Origin of the sequence: Methanosphaera sp. BMS (genome assembly GCF_003268005.1) — an archaeon.
Taxonomy (GTDB): Archaea; Methanobacteriota; Methanobacteria; order Methanobacteriales; family Methanobacteriaceae; genus Methanosphaera.
The window spans coordinates 1,143,018-1,161,550 of sequence record NZ_CP014213.1 but is presented as its reverse complement, the minus strand read 5'-3'; the positions used below and the strand labels follow the sequence as shown (position 1 = coordinate 1,161,550).

Genomic DNA, 18,533 nt, shown 5'->3' with positions numbered 1-18,533 from the left:
GAATCAATACTGACAATTTATTGGAATGAGGATTTAAACAGTACTTTCATTTGGATTATATTTTTTTAGCATCAGGTAAAGTTAAAAGTTTACAATGGGGGGATGCCGGTAAATGGTTGGATATAAGTGACCACTTGCCAATTATCTTTCATCTTTCAAAATCCTTTCAACATCATCCTTATGCTCAAACAACACACAACCGCCACCATGATCATCCATAAGAATGCCTCCATCCCTTAAGGACTTAAACAAGTTTGAATTCAAAGCTTCAATAAGGGATGCATCATTGACATTAACATCGGAATATGGTGAAGCAGGACATGGTTCGGCACCGCCATGTGAGTTAATATGGAAAAATCCCCTACCTGCTGCAAGACAACCCCCGGATGTCTTTTCATCTCCCGGGAATGATAGAAATATCATGTCGGAATATTCCTGACGCAAACAGTTAATCTCATTCAATAACAGTTCCCTCTCCTCATTACCGGGAGCAAGATTTACAGTATCGGCATCAACAGGGACATATTCAATGAAAAATAATACTTTGCATCCTAAATCATGCAATTGACTGATATATTCATCTGAAAGTAGTGTTGGCAAATTCTCTTTAGTAAATGTGAGTGAAGCCCCAAAGATAATATTATTTTTTCTCATATATTTCATTGAATCAATCAATTGCCTATAAACACCCTTTCCTCTTCTAAAATCTGTCACATCCTCATTTCCTTCTATTGATAAAACCGGAACCAGATTTCTATTTTTATCTAACAAATCATAATACTCTTCATCCAACATGGTACCATTTGTAAATATGGGAAACAGAATTTCATGATGTCTGCTTGCTTTTAGTATGACATCTCTTCTAAGCATCGGCTCACCACCGCCAAGAACAATGAAACTTATTCCAAGTTCCTTTGCCTGCCTGAATATGTCTTCCCATTCATCGTCAGTAAGTTGTTTTTGTGGCTTGTCATCATTACATGCATCATGTGCGCGTGAATAGCATCCTGTGCAGTGCAGGTTGCAACTGCTTGTAATGCTTGCTATCAGGAAAGCCGGAATATTTTTACCTTTTTTAGCATACTTTCGTCTGATTTTAGTAGCTTTTTTAGCATGTTTTGAAAATTTAAGCAAAAACAAGCTTTCCTTGGGATTTTTTAGTGTTGCACGCATTGCATCCTTCAGGATGATTTCAACACCGCCTGCCAGATAATCTTGAATATCAAAATCCATTTAATTCACCTTCACACAATCAAGTAGGAAATTGGCATGCTCTTCTGCTTGGTTAAAGAAATCTTCCAGCGAACTTGGGGGAATGTCATCATATTTCATACAGATTTCCAAAATCAGGTAAATCGGAAAACTGTAGTATTCCTTTGCCAATAGTTTTGGATTGCATTCCTGGCGAATTATACTATTTTCTTTTAAAATAGTGAAAAATCCCTCCCAGAACATCAGTGGTTTGGCAAGAATTTCATCTTGGAAATATTTCCTGATTACATCGTTATGGTGCATCTGAATGAATAACAGTTTCCAGATTTTAAGGTTTTTTTCCTGTGAAAACATCTGCTTCATGGCTTCGGAACCTTTATGATAAAATTTTTCCGGATTTTGAAGCAGTATTTCATTGTTTGCATTCAAATCCAAATCTTTACTATTGAGCAATTCATCATATTCAAAAAGATTGGTTAAATAGTCAAATATGTCCATAAGTATTGCTTCTTTGGATGGGTAATGACTATATATTGAACTTTTTTTAATTCCCACTTCTTCAGCAATTTCTCTAAGGGAAACTGAATCATATCCTTTTTTTGAAAATAAATCAAGGGCTACATCAAAAATCTTTTCTTTAGTATTCATATAAACTACCTACCGTTAGTTAGGTATATTATGTATGTCATGATATATAAATGTAATCAGTATATCCCAGTTCAAAAATCAAATCCAAAACAGTACAATTTAACGTTAACGTCAATAATTAAATTAATGCAAAAAAATATGTTTAAAAAAAGGGAGATTAAATAGATTTTTTAGTTTAGACAGTTTTCGGATTCACTGCCCATACATGCACTACAATACTCTGGAATATTTACCTTTTCTTTGTGCAGTTGACAGAGTACTTCCTGTGTCTTGATTGTCTTACAGATATGGCAGAATCTTGGTATCAAATCCATCGGTTCCAGTTTTCCATCCATCATGTCACGGGCCATATTCTTGATGTATTGATTTACCACTGGGTTGAATTCCATTTCATGTCCACGTTTATCTCTTAGGTATTGGCTTACGGCGGGCTGTGTGATGTCTAATTGCTCTGAAATATCCTTCTGTTTCATGCCAAGTTCAAATAACTCTTTTGCAAGCTTTGATCTAATGGATGGGATAACATACCATACAACTATTTCACATGGTGGTTTCATCTAAACCCCTCCTTAGTTGATTTTTGAAAATTACTATATAATATATGTTATAAAAACGATAATATTTAAAACTTCACAATGTTATGTAATTTTTTCATGGTCAACTTTTTGAATAAAAAACATGTTGGAAAATACGGTCATTGTTGAATAAAACAAGTTAAAGATACAACGACTTTTTTGCAAATAAATACTTATTATGCTTCTTGTCATATAAAAATTACATAATAAAGCTTCTTTAATTATTAAATTATCGAATCATTTCACATGTGCATTTTTACCCGTTATGCTATGGGGGTATCCGCCATTTCTTATATCCTCTAACAAAGCAATATATACATTTAATTGCCAACATTAATTAAATATAAATTATATATATTAACATAAGTATAGTAATATATTTGAAAAATTTAAAAAAAATAGAAATTCAACTCCAATTTCAATGGGGTGATACTTATGAGCATATTATGGTTTTATATTGCAGTTGTACTGGCATGTTCTGATATATTGCATGGAATCCTATGGCATACATTCAGTGATTTCTACATTATATTCGGTGAAATGATATACCACATGGTAAACTCTGCATTTGTAGCATGGATAGTACATGAAGTGCTTGAGGCAATATTCCATTTTATAGTATTGGCGTTGGTATTCCAGTCATTTACCATTGGAGTACTGGCAGGATCCATTCATTTGATAATAGATTTAACACATAATTTCTATGAATGGAAGATGACACCATTACAGCATAGATGTCTGCACTTTACAGTAGAATCTATATTTTTCATGATAATATTAGCATTATAGAAATAAAAACAAAAAACTAAAGGATTGATAGAATGCCTGTTATAAACTTTACATATGATGAATTATTCAAACAATTAGGTTGTACGTTAGATAAAAAAGAGCTTATAGATATACTGCCGATGATATCAAGTGATGTTGAATCATACGATGAAGAGGAAGTAAAAGCAGAGTTTTTCCCTAACCGACCGGATTATTATAGTATCGAGGGAATAGTAAGGGCACTTAAAGGATACCTGGATATAGAAGTTGGAATGCCCGAATATGAAGTAGTTCCAACCGACATAACCCTGACAGTGGATGCCGACTTGGAGGACATACGTCCATATGTAGCCTCCTGTATAATAAAAGGTGTGGAAATAAATGATGATGAACTAAAAAATATCATGGAATTTCAGGAACATCTCCACTGGGTAATAGGAAGGGACAGAAAAAAGGTCGCAATAGGAATACATGACTACGATACGGTAACAGGGCCATTCTACTACAAGGCAGGAACACCGGATGAGGATAAGTTTGTAGCACTGGACTGTGAAAATGAGGAAACCTTAAACCAAATACTAAAAACGCATGACAAGGGAGAAAAATACTCCAAGCTAATAAGTGACTATGACAAATATCCACTGATAGTTGACTCCAACGACAATATCATGTCCATGCCACCGATAATAAACAGTGACCTAACCAAACTAACAACAGATACCAAAAACCTATTTATTGACGTGACCGGAACAGACCTAACTGCAGTAACCAATGCACTAAACATAATCGCATCAAACCTATCGGAAAACGCTGATTCAATAGAGGAAGTTGAAGTAGTATACCCATACCATGACAACATAACATACCCACAGTTTGATGCCAAAGTACTTGATGTACACGTGGACACAGCATCCGAATACATTGGAATGGAACTGACCGCGGAAAAAATCATCCAAACACTGGAAAAAACCAGATTCAACGCAGAAAAGGTGGATGACAATACTGTCCGCGTAACGGTGCCAAGATATCGTATAGACATACTCCACGAAGTTGACATAATAGAAAACATAGCATTAGGTTACGGATTCAATGATCTGCCTGCTGAACTGCCAACATTTTCCACAATAGCCAACCCGGACCCTAAAAGACAGTTTGATCAAATCCTTGAACAGGTAATGATAGGACTGGGATTTACCGAGATAAAAAGCCTAATGCTAACCAGTGAAGACCAACACTACACAAAACTCAACAAAGAGGTAGAAGAAGACAGAATCACAGTTGCCCAGCCAATAACACAGGACCGTACGATGATAAGAAAAAGCTTGGTAAACAGCCTTCTTGAATTCCTCGAGGACAACAAACACGAGGAACTTCCACAGAAGATATTTGAAATAGGTGATGTAGGCTACATTGATGAATCCGCCGAGGTCAAAATGAGAACAGTTAAAAAAATGGCCGCCGCAATGGTATCCTCAAATGCCAACTATACCGACATAAAGGCCATAGTCGAATCATTCGTATCAAACATGGGCTTTGAAATGAACATATCAGAAAGTGACAATTCAATATTTATCCCCGGCCGATGTGCAGACTTCAAAGCAGTCGCCTTGGATGATAAACTACCGTTTACATTCACTGGTTTCTATGGTGAAGTACATCCTGAAGTAATCACAAACTTTGATTTGGAATATCCGGTAGTCTTGTTTGAAGTCGAATTTGGCCAAAAAGAATAATCGGATATCTTTTTTGAAAAAATGTCGGCTTTGATGATCTTAGAAGCATAGTAAATGATGCTTATGCTATCAGTGCGTTAAATAAAAACATGAATTATATAAATAATTCATAATTCTTTTTTTACTATTTTTATATCTTTTTTTTTTTAATTGGATCTATTTTTGTATGAAACTCCAATAATAATGGTAGAAGATACCTAATCTTATCACATTTAATAATCTCTTTTTACAAATATATACATATGAAATATAGGACTTTGGGAAAAACAGGTATAAAAGCATCAATACTGGGTTTTGGGGCAATGAGACTACCACTTATTGATGAACACCCGGAACACGTGGATATTAAAGAAACAGAAAAGATGATTGAATATGCAGTAGAAAAGGGAGTAAACATCTTTGACACGGCATGGGTATATCACACCATCGACAGATCAAAACCGGGTGTAAGCGAAAGCATAATCGGAGAACTGCTAAACGGATATAGCAATATACACATATCAACCAAGATGCCCTCATGGGAGATAACCTCCTGGGAATACTTTGACGCGACACTGGACAAACAATTAGAAAGACTACAACGAGACTCAATAGAGTTGTTCTACGTTCATTCCATAAAGGATTCCTACTATGAGGATATTAGGGAAGCTGGATTATATGAATTTGTAGACAGAGCCTTAAGTGATGGAAGAATAAAACATGCATGCTTCTCAACACACGGATCATATGAACTTTTAAGTCAGATACTCGAGGACTATGACAAGTGGGAGTGTGCACTCACACAACTAAACTACCTGGACTATGATGAAAACCCGGGACTTGAGGGTATACGTAAATTACATGACCTGAATATCGGTACAGTGATAATGGAGCCGCTACGTGGAGGACAACTTGCCGGCAACCACCCAAAAAGTGTGGAAGACATCTTTAAAAAATCAGATCGGCAATATAATTACCGTGAATGGGCATTCAATTACCTATGGGACAAAAAAGAGGTAAACTGCGTACTAAGTGGAATGAGTAATTTCAAACAGGTAAAGGAAAATATTGCACTGGTGGATAATGCACAAACTGGAATGCTCTCGGATGAGGATAAACAATTGTTGTTTGAGGTAAAAACCGAATATGAAAAATTAAACAGCATTCCATGCACGGGTTGTAACTATTGCATGCCATGTCCATTCGGTGTAAACATACCTAAGTGTTTCAGGGAGTACAATATGGACATGCTGCAGGATGAATCTGTAAATTCTGTCCAATACAAGTTTCATTTGAATGAGGACCGACAGGCACATAACTGTACATCCTGCAGAAAGTGTGAAAGTGTATGTCCGCAGTCAATTTGTATATCTGATGAGCTTAAAAAAGTGGAAAAACACTTCGGCATGTAAGTAAAATCAAACTTTTGATGATATTTCCAGTAATGTTTATGGAAATATTTATTTACTTTGTTCTAATTCATTATCTTGGTTTAAAATCGTGTAATTGTTTCTTCTTTAATCGGTTTATACAATAGAAGAATGGGGAGGGGAAATATTGATTATTTCCCTTCGATACGTTTAATTTCTTCAATCATTTTATCAAAGTCTGATTCGAATTTTTTATCTTGATTTACACGGAATTTTTCATATTTTTCTTTCACGTGTTTTATTGCTGTTTTTGAGGATATTTTTCATTTATCGACCAGTATTGGCAATCTTGATAATTTGATATAATCATCTAGCAATGATTTCCAATCTTTCATGCTCATAGGAATCATATCTATTGTTCTTGATTCGGCTAAATTAAGGAATCCATCAACCAGGTTATTCAATCTTTTTAATTCCTTTTGATTTAAATAATTTTTGGATATGACTATATCATTAAGAAGTATTTTTCCATTAGGTGCTTTGTTCCATGTTGTTAATCCCATATTTGTCTCATTTTCATCACTTCTGGAATCTATTATTTCGGCGGCGGTCTGTTGTGTTACGGCATAAATTACTTTGTTTTGAACTGTTGCGAAGAATTCCTTAGTAATGTCTGCATTTTTATCGTAATCGTAACTTGTTGCATATAAGTCTGTTAATTTTTGATTAAATCTTCTTTCCGATATTCTTATTTCTTTAATTTCTTCTAATAGTTCATCGAAATAATCTTTTGTAAATCTTCCACCTTTCTTAAGTAATTCTTTATCAAGAACATAACCTTTGACCATATATTCCTTTAAAATTTTATTTGACCATTTTCTAAATTGTGTTGCTTCTTTACTGTTAATTCTATATCATATGGATATTATTGCATCTAAATTGTACCATTTTTGAGGTCTTCCACCTTTTTTATAGTTTTTCAACTCTGAGTTGATAAACTCGGAATTCTCTCCAAATAGTTTTTTAGAACTTATACTAACTTCATTTTCTATAAGCTCTTCATTTTCTATAATTTTGTTAAAATGTTTGGATATGTTTTGAGTTGTTGTTCCAAAAATCTCTGCAACTACTCTTTGTGAAGCCCATAGTGTGTCTTCACCAATTAAAAAATCACCTTCAATATTGCTATTTTCACTTTTATACTGTAATGTTTCCATTAATTTAAAGTTGGACATATTTAATAAACTCCTAATTAATTATATTTTTAAGATATCATTTATATTTAAATTTTTCTTTTAATAAATTTTAAATTTATTTATAATTATGATGAACATATTTGATTATTTATTATTATTTATTATTATTTATGGATATTATTTTATAAATATTAATCATTGTTTAATTTTTGAATGATATTATGATTTCGATTAAAGGATACCTATAAATTTTATGTGATATTAACAAGTGTTTCAGGGAGTACAATATGGACATGCTGCAGGATGAGTCTGTAAATTCTGTCCAATACAAGTTTCATTTGTATGAGGACCGACAGGCACATAACTGTACATCCTGCAGAAAGTGTGAAAGTGTATGTCTGCAGTCACTTTGTATATATCTGATGAGCTTAAAAAAGTTGAAAAACACTTCGGCATGTAAGTAAATTCAAGCTTTACTTAATATTATTAATGGTGTTTGTTGGAAGTATTAATTTAACTTACTCTTTTTTGCAGTATCTTTGTATGATGGTCCATGAGATAATTTGAATCGGGACTTGAAAAAATTAATATTTTCATGATTTAAAAATAATTCCCTAAAGCATATCCTCATAGGGACTTAAAAAAAATATTAACATGTTCCAATATATAATATACTTTAAGTAGGTGAAAAAACGAGTAATAAAATAGTTTATATATTTATAAGTCCAATTATTGTGTGTTTATTATCAACATCCATCGTATCAGCCACAGATAATTCCACAACGGAAAATGCTGCTGGTGATTTGTCAAACACAATTGATGATGATACAACAACTACAACGACAATGAAGTCAAAACAGGTCCATAATTGATTTCAAGAAAGATTTAGAAGATGGCGAATCTAATTTGACTTTAAAGCTGGATTATGCTTTTGATATGAACTATGATTATGATTATACAATTAATGGAATTCCTATTGCTTATTCAAATATAGTCATAGAGGGAAATAATCCTACCCTTAATATGAATGGTTTGGGATTTTTATTTAATGTTATAAATTCAAATATGAATATCAGTAACTTAAACATTAAAAATACCAGGGCTACTGCAATTTTGTTGAAAGTTCCAATTTAACAACATCAAATGTTAATTTTGAAAATTCAGGAATTTCTAATTCTATTAAACAAAACCTATAAGGTAATGGTTAAGGATAACGTTGTATTTAAGGGAAGATACTTTACCATCCAGTCATTGAATGAGATATTTGGCCAAAATTTTACAATTGGACATTTAATAGTATATTTAGATGGTAAAGTGGTATTCAATGCTACAGTCGGCGATGATATATTCACTATTATCTTCGAAATTATCGATGGCCTACTCGGCAATCATGAACTAAAAGTAGAATATACGGTTGATAATGATACCAAAAATTATGCTGAAAATATTACAATAAAATAACCTTCATTTTTTCTTTTTTTTTAAAATTTGTAGTTAATGGAATGTGTATTGATTGTGTATGCATAGAAACGATTAAATTGCTTCTAATTAAAACGTATTTTGGTCTTTTTATATAATCAGGCAAACTTATTATGATTGCTTCACAAACCTATTAAAGAGTTTTTTTTGTATGCAAGCATGCAAGCTCTGACTATGCTATACAATCGTGGGAGAAATTAAACATATTCAATCGATTCATATACATGATGGATTTAATAAATTGAAAAAACAATTTAACATCTAAGTAAAATATAGTTGTGATTAATATTTCAACCAATATTTATTTGAACTACCAATTTAAACCACGCTCTTTTGAAGAATTATTCTAGTTTGATTGTTGGATAAAAATAGTTTTATTATTAAAAAAAGAAAAATATGATTTAACTTTTTTGTATATATTTCGTCTGTTTGGATGGATATGTGCAAAAGCATATTTGATTTTCAAAATATTATTCAAAAAGGTTTAAAAATGCTATAATATTTATTTGGGTTTAGGGAGTATAACTCATAATCCAGCGATTGGTTTTAAAAAAAGATGTGGGATCAGTCCCTTAAAATAGATATTGTAACTTTTCTATTTAACCGGGGTCCATCCAACTCCAAAAAGAATATACTCTGCCAAGTACCTAATGACAATCGGCCATCGACAATCGGCAAAGTCTGTGTCGGCGTTGTAATTGTCGCCATCAAGTGACTACGGGCATTGTTGTCTATTCTGTCATGAAGATAGTTCTTATAGGGGATAATTTCCTCAAGAACATTAACAATATCCTCCTTCAATCCACTTTCATCCTCATTAATGATAATGCCACTTGTCGTATGCCTGGTTGAAATGTTTACAAGTCCACTTTCAACGTTGTTTTTACCGATAATCTCATTGATATTCGATGTAATATTAATCAATTCACATTTTTCGGCACTATCAATGGTTATTGATTCGATTATCATATCTAATCAGTTAGAATTGTTCTTCAATATCATCCAAGTCCATGGTACGTTCACAAAAATGACATCTTAAAATCACAGGCTTTTTGCTTTGAACGTAAAACTTGGTCTTGATAGGCTCATTTGAGTTGGAGATACAGTTAGGATTACTGCAGGTAATGACATCACTGATTTCATCCTTAAGCTCAAGTCTTGCCTTACGGGTAATCTCATAGTCACGGATAATGTTGATAGTAGCATTAGGTGCGATAAGTACCAATTTATCAACTTCATCCTGTGATAATTCCCTATTTTCAATTTTAACAATATCCTTACGTGACATATCAGGACTTTCCACATTCATAGCCACAGTAAGGGAAGTATCCTCATCAGGCAGGTTTAATATGTTAAGTACACTTAATGCACGATTGGCAGTTATATGATCTATAACAGTACCATTTTTAATAGATTTAACTTTCAAATGTTTTTTCTCTGTCACTTTAATCACCTGTTCTTCATCTTTCTAGTTTTTATCGCCTGGCCATTGTCAAAGTCATTAATCTCATAGCTTGACAGTAATGCCTTACCATATGCCAGCAATTCATCATTCCTGTTAACAATCAACACTTCATCATTACGTCGTATTGATTCATCACATTCAACTACAAACTTGTTAAACACACTCTTGCCCGCAACGGCAAATTCCTCAACATCCTCCGATACGACAACCCGATGCATAGGATAGTTGAACTTTTCATGTAATCTTATGGCACCAAGATCACTCAATATCAAAAATCCGTCATTAGCACGCATATTGACGATAATCTTTCCATCCTCATACACATGTCTGATTTTACCTGTCTTTCTGCTTTTTTCTATCTTAATGTTGTTTTGATTATTTCCAAACAGTGCTTCACCTGCACCACTTCCAAATTGATAATCGGCTATATCCTTTAATCTGTCAAAGTCGGATATTGACTTGTCAGGTAGACTGAGCGTATCGTTAACCTCATATAATCCGGTCAAGTCAAGCTTTTCAACCAGATTTTTATGAATAATTACATTATCATATCCTTTGATGTATTCTTCCAGTTGTTGTTTGATGAACTTTTTGGCATCATCATCCATAATAGATGGTGATTCATTCTGTGCAAGCGGATAAAACTCATCCAATCCAAGAGGTATGATACCAAAAGGCACGTCACACACGACAACATCACTATCAGAAAAGTCAGTATCCAAGTTTTGACTATTCGTATAGTACTGCACCAGCTTATCAGTGTATTTCTTTATATGTTCCTTAAAGACATATCTCGTGTATGGCTTATTGGTATGTGGCATTACAATCAGATTTTTGCTATTAGGGGTGAGATTAGCTAACTTCTCAAGATGTCTTTTAACTTCAGGTCTATATAATGATTCATAACCGGTGTAAAAGAATGCTGAACGTTTACTGCTAGGATTCAAGTGCTCCATATCCTCAGTGTATTCCTTAAGTCTTCTAAGCCCGTCAAGTAAGAATGGATGAGATCTGCAACGTAATTCTACTAACTTCATAAGCTCTCCATCAACAATAGCCTGCCTGATACGTCTAATCTCGGCAAAACTAATATGAAGATTATGCTCTGCAATTAACTTGGCACGATCTTCCTGCTTCATTTGACGTAAATCATCAACAGTATATTCACAGCACACACGACAACTACAAGGCATTTCAACCATATCCTCCAGCTTCAAAGTACCATCAGGCATCATAAACCTATCCTTATTTGCATACAATATATAAGCGGCACTGTCAAAGAGGTCACAGCCCATAGCAACGGTAAGAGCAAACACCATCGGATGACCGGCACCCATCAAGTGACGTGGAGTATCCTCAGGAAGACCCCTCATCGAGTACATGACAACATCAACCAGGTCACTATAACGATACATCTCCATAAGAGGAACAACCGCACCGATAGGATAAATATCCGCATCAAACTTGCTGATTTCCCTAGCACAGTACTCTCTTAAATCACAGAAAGTAGAACCCTGCACAACACTATTTAAGAGCAACTTGTCACGTACGTTAATTGCCTCCTCAGCCCTTTCCAACGTAACCTCCAAGTCGGCCTCGGCCTCTTCACGCTTAACATAAGGAGCCGTCGGAATATCCAATGAAGTACCAATATCAGTACCAATATCCTCCTGAAACTTAATGACTTCCTCGTTTGTAATGTCAATATCACCATAGACAGATAACTGGAACGATCCACTATCGGTTTCAATAGTACCAGGGAAATCTATAAGACTATGAACACCATCAGTGAGTGCCTTTTGTTTAAGCTTCTCATTTTTATAAATGATATATGAATTAGTAATAACAATCTCCGCACCAAACTGCTTAACATCAAGAGTCTGCTTGCCCGGATGAACCACAGGCATAAGGTTTGGTGTTGTAACACTTCCATGTGGTGTTTTAAACTTTCCAATACGTGCCATAGCATCTTTATATTTAATCTCAAAATCCAAAAAAATACACATCCAATTTTTGTATATATTAATATAATTTATGTAATTCGTCTATTGAAATAATTTGTGATATATTGAATTTAGATTATGGTGGTAGAAGTATTAAATGTATTTTATGTAAACGTTGGGGATATAATTTTAATAAAATTTTTTGGGATGGAATAATGTGAGGGTATCCTAGTGGTTGGTGAGTTCATCTCTAATATATTATTTATGTAAACTTTTCTTCAAAATATATGTTTGTAAAAGGTTTTTGAATAAATATTTAAACTAAGAAAATGATTTTTTTTATTAAAAATGTTTAAGGGTAATAACTATTTTTTATAAAAAAAGATATATAATTTTGTTATTTTTTTTAAATTGAGGAAGTATTATAAATATAGAATGTGTAAATAGCAATATATATTAAATTAATAATAAATTCAATTATAACCTTCCTCATTATATTGTTTGTTTATTAATATATATAATCATATTTGTAATTAAATCATTTAGTTTATTATTGGTTTATGATAATAATTGATTACGCTCAAGAAACGATAATATTTACTTAAATAAATATTTTAATTAAATGTTATCCTGGATTATGTCAGTTATTTCTGGGTAATACTTTACAACAGCTTTTATTTGGCGGTCATTACTGCCTTTTCGATTATTTAACCATAGTGTCTCTTCATTTAGTAAGTTTACTTCACGAGCTGGATTAACATATATTAAATCATAGAAACAATTGTCAACTACCTTAAACTTGGTATGTTTAAGTACTGCCATTGCCCAAAACCATATATCATCACCATATTTACATAACTCCAAGAATCTTTCCTCATTAAATACATCTTGATATAATGTATGGGGTGGATATAATATTCCACCGGCACCAGTCATAAAGTTTAAGTAGGATGCTTCTGTTTCTTCTTTAATAAGTTTCCATGTTGTATAATCTGTAAATTCCTTATTATTTTTCATAATCATATGGCGGGCTCTATGAATTATAATGTCATTAGGGTTTGATAAATGTGTGTTGTAAAGTTTTTCAAGCCAATTCTGTGGATAATATATGTCATCATCGACAGTTACAATCAAATCATTGGGATACTTTTTTAAAGTAGGAATCAACTTTTTATATGAGTAAACATTATGATACCAATGAATCGAAAGGCCATTCTTTTTGAATTTCAATATTGTTTCAGGAATATCCTCTTCTAAGTTAGGAAATTCCTCTTTGGCAAGCCATAATATGATTTTATCCGGTTTTAATTTTTGATTTAAAAGTGAATAAATGGTATAGGCTATTTCATCCATACGTAGGGGGTATGATGTTAATGAGATTATTATTTTTCTGTTACGTTCTTCTTTATTTAATCCATATTTGTCAAAAGTTTTGATATTATCATTAAGTTTCAATCTGTTGATGGATTTTGGTTGGTAAAATTCTTTATTTATCTTAATAAGTCCTTCCTCCATACCTTTTAATACAAAATAGACTAATGGATTTAAATTGGACTTTCGACAGTTAGGATTGAAGTCTTCATAAAAATTCCCGTCAAAGTAAGAACTAGGATTTTTACCCTCATCATGGCCCCTGTAAAGGTAGTGGAAGATTGCAGGTACACTTAAATTATATTTGTATTCTTTTTCGTAGTACACAGTGTCAAAAAGGTTTAATTCAGTAATTTTTTTGTATGCATCAAAGTATATTTTATTGCTGAATAAATCTATGATAATCTCTTTGTATAAGTTGTTTTCAAATGATAATTTCTTTAGTCCTGAAGGAAGATGTGTTGTGTTATGTTGGAAGTGTTTGGGAAGTATTGCTTCTTCAATGTAATCCTCACTTAAGTCAAGATTTAATTTTGGATTGTCTTCAATGGTTATGATAGTGTCTCTTTTGAATGTATTGATATCCTTATTTTCAAATATAATATCCTTCAATATTCTACGATATTCTCTATTCGTATAAAGATAATATCTAATATCGAATATTTTCTTTTTAATACCCATTTTTGGTTTATTTTCATTTGAAGACATTTTTTTCTAACATCCATCTTTTTAAAGAAGTAATTTCACACATTATTTTTATAATAATATCTTTGTTTAATTAATAATTAATAGTTATCTTTTTATTTGTTAATCTAATCAATTTAACTAAACTAGTAATTTTCTCCTTTAGAATTGATCAGGCTTCAACAGTTAAGTTTTAACTTTATATTATTTTATTTTTAAGTTTAAGTAGAAATAGTTTAGAATTTCTTTTTGTTTTCTCGAATAAAATATTTCTTTTCATAAAATCAGTATTTTCTGATTTGAGTATGCTTGTATAGAATGTTTGTTGAGTTATAGGAAGTCTATTAATCCTGTTATCATCCAAGTTCATCTGTGTGAATTTATTTTTAATTTTATTAAATAACTCCTCTTTATATTCCTCTTTAATGCTATTGTAAATGTTGAGTGATTCATTTATAACAAATTTATAATAATTTATTTCTAATTTGTTGAATAAGTTCTCTTTTTGTAGGAATTTATATACTTCTTCATAGATGTCAAATAATACAAAGCTTTTGTCTGTTTTTATAGAGTTGTTCTGGCGGCTGTCCTCATTTTTTCTGTTGTATTGGTAAAATTTTTTAGGATTATATGAAACTCGCTTAGCATAAATCATGCTCTTAATATGGAAGAGCACATCCTCAAACTCCCCACTATTTGAAAATTTTAGCTTATGTTCTTTAATAAAGTCTAATCGATGAAGTTTTGTACATACAATATGATATCCGTTCATCACAAGGTTAATGTTATTATTATAGTCAAATGTGAAGTTTTCTAAGTCAGTATTTTCATCCACGTGTATATGATAAATCCTATCATTGGTTTTATTTTTATAATGTTCGGTTGCGTTGAATAACACTAAATCTGAATTATTGTTATGTGCTGTATTATACAAACTATCAAGGGTATCATTGTTAATATAATCATCAGCATCTAAAAATAATACATATTCACCATTAGCCTTTTTTAATCCATAATTTCTAGTAGATCCTGGTCCTTCGTTGGTTTTGGAGAAAACTTTGAATTTGCTGTTTTCATCAGCATATTCATTTAATATGGTTAAGGATAAATCTGTTGATCCATCATCTACACATATTACTTCGTAATCCTTAAATGATTGTGATAAAATGGATTGCAAGCATTTATCCAAGTATTTTTCTTTGTTATAAATGGGTATGATAATTGATATTTTACATTCATTCATGTTTACACTTAATTAATTTCATTATGATATTATTTTTGTTATACTTAAAATTTAATATCTTTGAAAAAATAGATAAATAATTATTGTTAAAATATTTTCAGGTGTGTAATGAATGGAGTATCAGTATAAATTTTCTATAATAATAGCGGTATATAATGTTGAAGATTATCTTTCAGAATGCATAGACTCAGTCTTAAATCAATCATTAAATTTTAAGGAGAATGTTCAGTTAATACTTGTTGATGATGGAAGTAATGATAATTCATTAAATATTGCAAAAGATTATCAAGAAAAATATCCTGAAAATATTATATTACTATCACAATCAAATCAGGGACAATCTACAGCACGAAACTATGGACTCAAGTATGCTAAGGGAAAATATGTAAATTTCTTGGATAGTGATGATTACATATCGACCAATACTTTGGAAGTAGTATATGACTTTTTTGAAAATCATTTCAATGAAGTGGATGTGGTTGCTATTCCAATGACCTTATTTGAAAGGGTTAACCTACCACACAGATTAAATGATAAATTTAAAACTACAAGAGTTATAGATTTAGAAATTGAACCTAATATGCCTCAATTATCTTCTTCTTCAGCATTTATTAAATATGATTCGATTAAAGACTATGAATTCAGTACTAAACTGGTTAATCTAGAAGATGCTTTAGTTATCAATAAAATATTTTTGGATAAAAAGAGGTATGGTGTCGTAAATGATGCAGAATACTTTTACCGGCAGAGATTAAATGGTAGCAGTACGGTTGACATGATGAAGGAAAACAAAAAGTATTTCACGAATCGTTTAAAGAATTTCTACATTGAATTGGCTGATTACTGCAATAAAAAAGAAGGAAATATTCCGAAGTTTATCCAATACCTATTTGCTTATGATTTACAATGGTTATTAAAATTGGACACTCTTGAAGTCTTTGATAATGATGAAGAGTTAGATGAATTCTGGAATGTACTAAATAAAGTACTTACTTATATAAACATGGATTGTATCACAGATAACAAATACATCGACGAACATGTTCTGCCATTTTTTGTATATCTAAAAAATAATCGTGATATTACAACAGTCAAATCTGAAAATTCATTAATAGTTAAATCTGGGAATTATAATATTGAAGACTTCTCTGAAGTTGTTTTATGGTTAGATATAGTCGAATATAGAAAAGGGTGTATAAATTTCAGTGGTAATATAGATTTATCTTTTGAAAACAAGAATATGAAAGTAAAGGTGATTTGTGAATCCAATGGTGAAGTTAAGGAGTATGATGCAAAGTATGTTGAGTACAATAATCCTAAACGTCAGACACTAAAATACCTAGGAATAAACTGGAAGTACAACTACAACTTCGATATCAATATTTCCGTTTCATTAAATGATAAGTTATCATTTAAAATTGAATATGATGATGGACAAAATCAATTTACATCAATACCTCATATAAGTTTTAGAGAAAGTTGTGGCTTATCTACATCAAGTGCATATTTTGTAAAAGATTCGAAAATCATACTATTTAAAAACAATCAATTTAATGTATTACCATATTCATTTAAATCAATGTTACGCTACGAAATAAGTAACATTAAACGAATAAACTACGACAAGGAACCATATTATCGTATTGCAATATTTACTCACATAATTTATTTTTTACTTTACCTATTCATGAAAAATAAAAGAATATGGCTATACTCAGATAGGCCTGATTTTGCTGATGACAATGCAAAGGCACTCTTTGAATACTCCTGTGATATTGATGATGGAGTAAAGAAATATTTCATTGTAAATAAGGATAGTCCAAGTTATAATCAGATGAAAAAAATAAATAAAAATATAGTGGCATTCGGATCATTTAAACATGAAATACTTTACCTGTTTGCTGAAAAGGTCATATCATCTTATGTAAATGAAAACTTCATAAATCCATTCCATTACTTCACACCATCACTTTACAGTGGACTTATAACTTCATACAGATACTTCTTACAACATGGAGTAACAAAGGATGATGTATCGGAGTTTATAAAAAAATACGATAAGAATTTATCATTAATTGATTGTGTATCTGATATGGAGAGAGAATCATTTTTAGCTGAGGGATATAATTTTGACAGTCATGTAATCCAAGCATTAGGGTTCTGTCGATTTGATAATCTAACTTCTAATGATACAAAAAAACAAATTCTATTTGCACCCACATGGAGACTTGAACTAACTAACGAGGAAAAATTCTTGCAGTCACAGTATTATCAAACACTTAAAAGCTTCTTAAATAGTGAAAAATTAGGTAACTTACTTGAATCAAGTGGATATAATTTAGTGTTTAAGCCACATCCTGAACTGAATGATTATATCAACTTACTTGAAGTACCTGAAAATGTTAAAATATCTAAAAACGAATCTTATCAAGAATTGTTCAGAGATTCATCAATTTTAATTACCGATTACTCATCAGTATACTTTGATTTCGCATATCTTAAAAAACCAGTAATATACTATCAAAAAGATGATGACTACCATTATAAGGAAGGATACTTTAAATATGAGGTACATGGATTTGGTTCAGTCATAAAGAGTGAAGATAAATTGATTGTTGAAATTCAGGAAATAATCGATAGAAACTGTCAAATGGATGAAAAGTATATAAAAAGGGTAGATATATTTTTTAAATATACTGATAAAAACAATTGTAAAAGAGTATATGAGTGGATATTAAATGATAGCTAATTTCCAATAATTTATACATTATTAAATATTTTCATTGTATTTAATAGATTTATTAATTTTTTTTCGTTATCTTGTTTTATGTTCTATATTTCTTGTTAGCAGATTTAACTCATAATTT

The 18,533-nt window shown here is 31.5% G+C and carries 18 protein-coding genes; 8 read left to right on the top strand and 10 right to left on the bottom strand.

Annotated elements, in window-relative coordinates; genetic code table 11:
• Nucleotides 1-141: 141 nt before the first annotated feature.
• The 3 genes from AW729_RS04050 to AW729_RS04040 form a co-directional block, all read right to left on the bottom strand.
• A complete protein-coding gene (locus tag AW729_RS04050) occupies nt 142-1,233 on the bottom strand; it encodes a radical SAM/SPASM domain-containing protein (protein ID WP_112123900.1) in 1,092 nt (363 codons plus the stop codon).
• On the bottom strand, nt 1,234-1,860 hold the full coding sequence (locus AW729_RS04045) for a TetR/AcrR family transcriptional regulator (RefSeq protein ID WP_112123899.1): 627 nt from the start codon (nt 1,858-1,860) through the stop codon (nt 1,234-1,236).
• A gap of 170 nt (nt 1,861-2,030) precedes the next feature.
• On the bottom strand, nt 2,031-2,417 hold the full coding sequence (locus AW729_RS04040; RefSeq protein ID WP_112123898.1) for a transcriptional regulator: 387 nt from the start codon (nt 2,415-2,417) through the stop codon (nt 2,031-2,033).
• Nucleotides 2,418-2,870: 453 nt separating this feature from the next.
• Here AW729_RS04040 and AW729_RS04035 point away from each other — a divergent pair, with 453 nt between their 5' ends.
• The 3 genes from AW729_RS04035 (at nt 2,871) to AW729_RS04025 (ending at nt 6,327) form a co-directional block, all read left to right on the top strand.
• Nucleotides 2,871-3,224 (top strand): hypothetical protein, encoded by a 354-nt coding sequence (locus AW729_RS04035; RefSeq protein WP_112123897.1) that lies wholly within the window; start codon nt 2,871-2,873, stop codon nt 3,222-3,224.
• Between the two features lie 32 nt (nt 3,225-3,256).
• A complete protein-coding gene (pheT, locus tag AW729_RS04030; protein WP_112123896.1) occupies nt 3,257-4,936 on the top strand; it encodes a phenylalanine--tRNA ligase subunit beta in 1,680 nt (559 codons plus the stop codon).
• 242 nt (nt 4,937-5,178) lie between these two features.
• Nucleotides 5,179-6,327: an aldo/keto reductase gene (locus AW729_RS04025; protein WP_112123895.1), complete on the top strand. Its 1,149-nt coding sequence runs from the start codon at nt 5,179-5,181 to the stop codon at nt 6,325-6,327.
• A gap of 281 nt (nt 6,328-6,608) precedes the next feature.
• Here AW729_RS04025 and AW729_RS11505 read toward each other — a convergent pair whose 3' ends face one another.
• Together AW729_RS11505 and AW729_RS11500 are read right to left on the bottom strand one after the other, a co-directional pair.
• Nucleotides 6,609-7,193 carry a virulence RhuM family protein gene (locus AW729_RS11505; protein WP_257791421.1) on the bottom strand — a complete coding sequence of 195 codons (585 nt, stop codon included), beginning with the start codon at nt 7,191-7,193 and terminating at the stop codon, nt 6,609-6,611.
• A gap of 6 nt (nt 7,194-7,199) precedes the next feature.
• The gene (locus AW729_RS11500) at nt 7,200-7,520 is read right to left on the bottom strand and encodes a hypothetical protein (protein WP_236951260.1); all 321 of its coding nucleotides are present in this window, start codon (nt 7,518-7,520) and stop codon (nt 7,200-7,202) included.
• Between the two features lie 248 nt (nt 7,521-7,768).
• Between AW729_RS11500 and AW729_RS11230 the strand changes: the two genes are divergently transcribed.
• The 4 genes from AW729_RS11230 to AW729_RS04010 all read left to right on the top strand — a co-directional run bounded on the left by AW729_RS11230 (nt 7,769) and on the right by AW729_RS04010 (nt 8,942).
• Nucleotides 7,769-7,945, top strand: coding sequence for a hypothetical protein (locus tag AW729_RS11230; protein ID WP_162685786.1), 177 nt, complete (start codon nt 7,769-7,771; stop codon nt 7,943-7,945).
• A gap of 270 nt (nt 7,946-8,215) precedes the next feature.
• Nucleotides 8,216-8,353 (top strand): hypothetical protein, encoded by a 138-nt coding sequence (locus AW729_RS11225; RefSeq protein WP_162685785.1) that lies wholly within the window; start codon nt 8,216-8,218, stop codon nt 8,351-8,353.
• A 34-nt stretch (nt 8,354-8,387) separates the two neighbouring features.
• Nucleotides 8,388-8,615: a hypothetical protein gene (locus AW729_RS04015; protein WP_162685784.1), complete on the top strand. Its 228-nt coding sequence runs from the start codon at nt 8,388-8,390 to the stop codon at nt 8,613-8,615.
• A gap of 18 nt (nt 8,616-8,633) precedes the next feature.
• Nucleotides 8,634-8,942 (top strand): hypothetical protein, encoded by a 309-nt coding sequence (locus tag AW729_RS04010; protein WP_162685783.1) that lies wholly within the window; start codon nt 8,634-8,636, stop codon nt 8,940-8,942.
• 582 nt (nt 8,943-9,524) lie between these two features.
• On the opposite strand, the gene AW729_RS04005 is transcribed toward AW729_RS04010, so the two are convergent.
• The 5 genes from AW729_RS04005 to AW729_RS03985 all read right to left on the bottom strand — a co-directional run bounded on the left by AW729_RS04005 (nt 9,525) and on the right by AW729_RS03985 (nt 15,666).
• Entirely contained in the window at nt 9,525-9,929 is a 405-nt protein-coding gene (locus tag AW729_RS04005) for a secondary thiamine-phosphate synthase enzyme YjbQ (protein WP_204355195.1), read from the bottom strand.
• A 10-nt stretch (nt 9,930-9,939) separates the two neighbouring features.
• Complete coding sequence (pyrI, locus tag AW729_RS04000; RefSeq protein ID WP_204355207.1) at nt 9,940-10,410, bottom strand: aspartate carbamoyltransferase regulatory subunit; 471 nt, start codon at nt 10,408-10,410, stop codon at nt 9,940-9,942.
• Complete coding sequence (gene tgtA, locus AW729_RS03995) at nt 10,410-12,431, bottom strand: tRNA guanosine(15) transglycosylase TgtA (RefSeq protein ID WP_112123891.1); 2,022 nt, start codon at nt 12,429-12,431, stop codon at nt 10,410-10,412. Before tgtA ends, pyrI begins: the two co-directional genes overlap by 1 nt.
• 555 nt (nt 12,432-12,986) lie before the next feature.
• A complete protein-coding gene (locus AW729_RS03990; RefSeq protein ID WP_112123890.1) occupies nt 12,987-14,447 on the bottom strand; it encodes a glycosyltransferase family A protein in 1,461 nt (486 codons plus the stop codon).
• Nucleotides 14,448-14,622: 175 nt separating this feature from the next.
• Nucleotides 14,623-15,666 (bottom strand): glycosyltransferase, encoded by a 1,044-nt coding sequence (locus AW729_RS03985; protein WP_112123889.1) that lies wholly within the window; start codon nt 15,664-15,666, stop codon nt 14,623-14,625.
• Between the two features lie 112 nt (nt 15,667-15,778).
• Between AW729_RS03985 and AW729_RS03980 the strand changes: the two genes are divergently transcribed.
• Nucleotides 15,779-18,415, top strand: coding sequence for a CDP-glycerol glycerophosphotransferase family protein (locus tag AW729_RS03980; RefSeq protein ID WP_112123888.1), 2,637 nt, complete (start codon nt 15,779-15,781; stop codon nt 18,413-18,415).
• Nucleotides 18,416-18,533 lie beyond the last annotated feature (118 nt).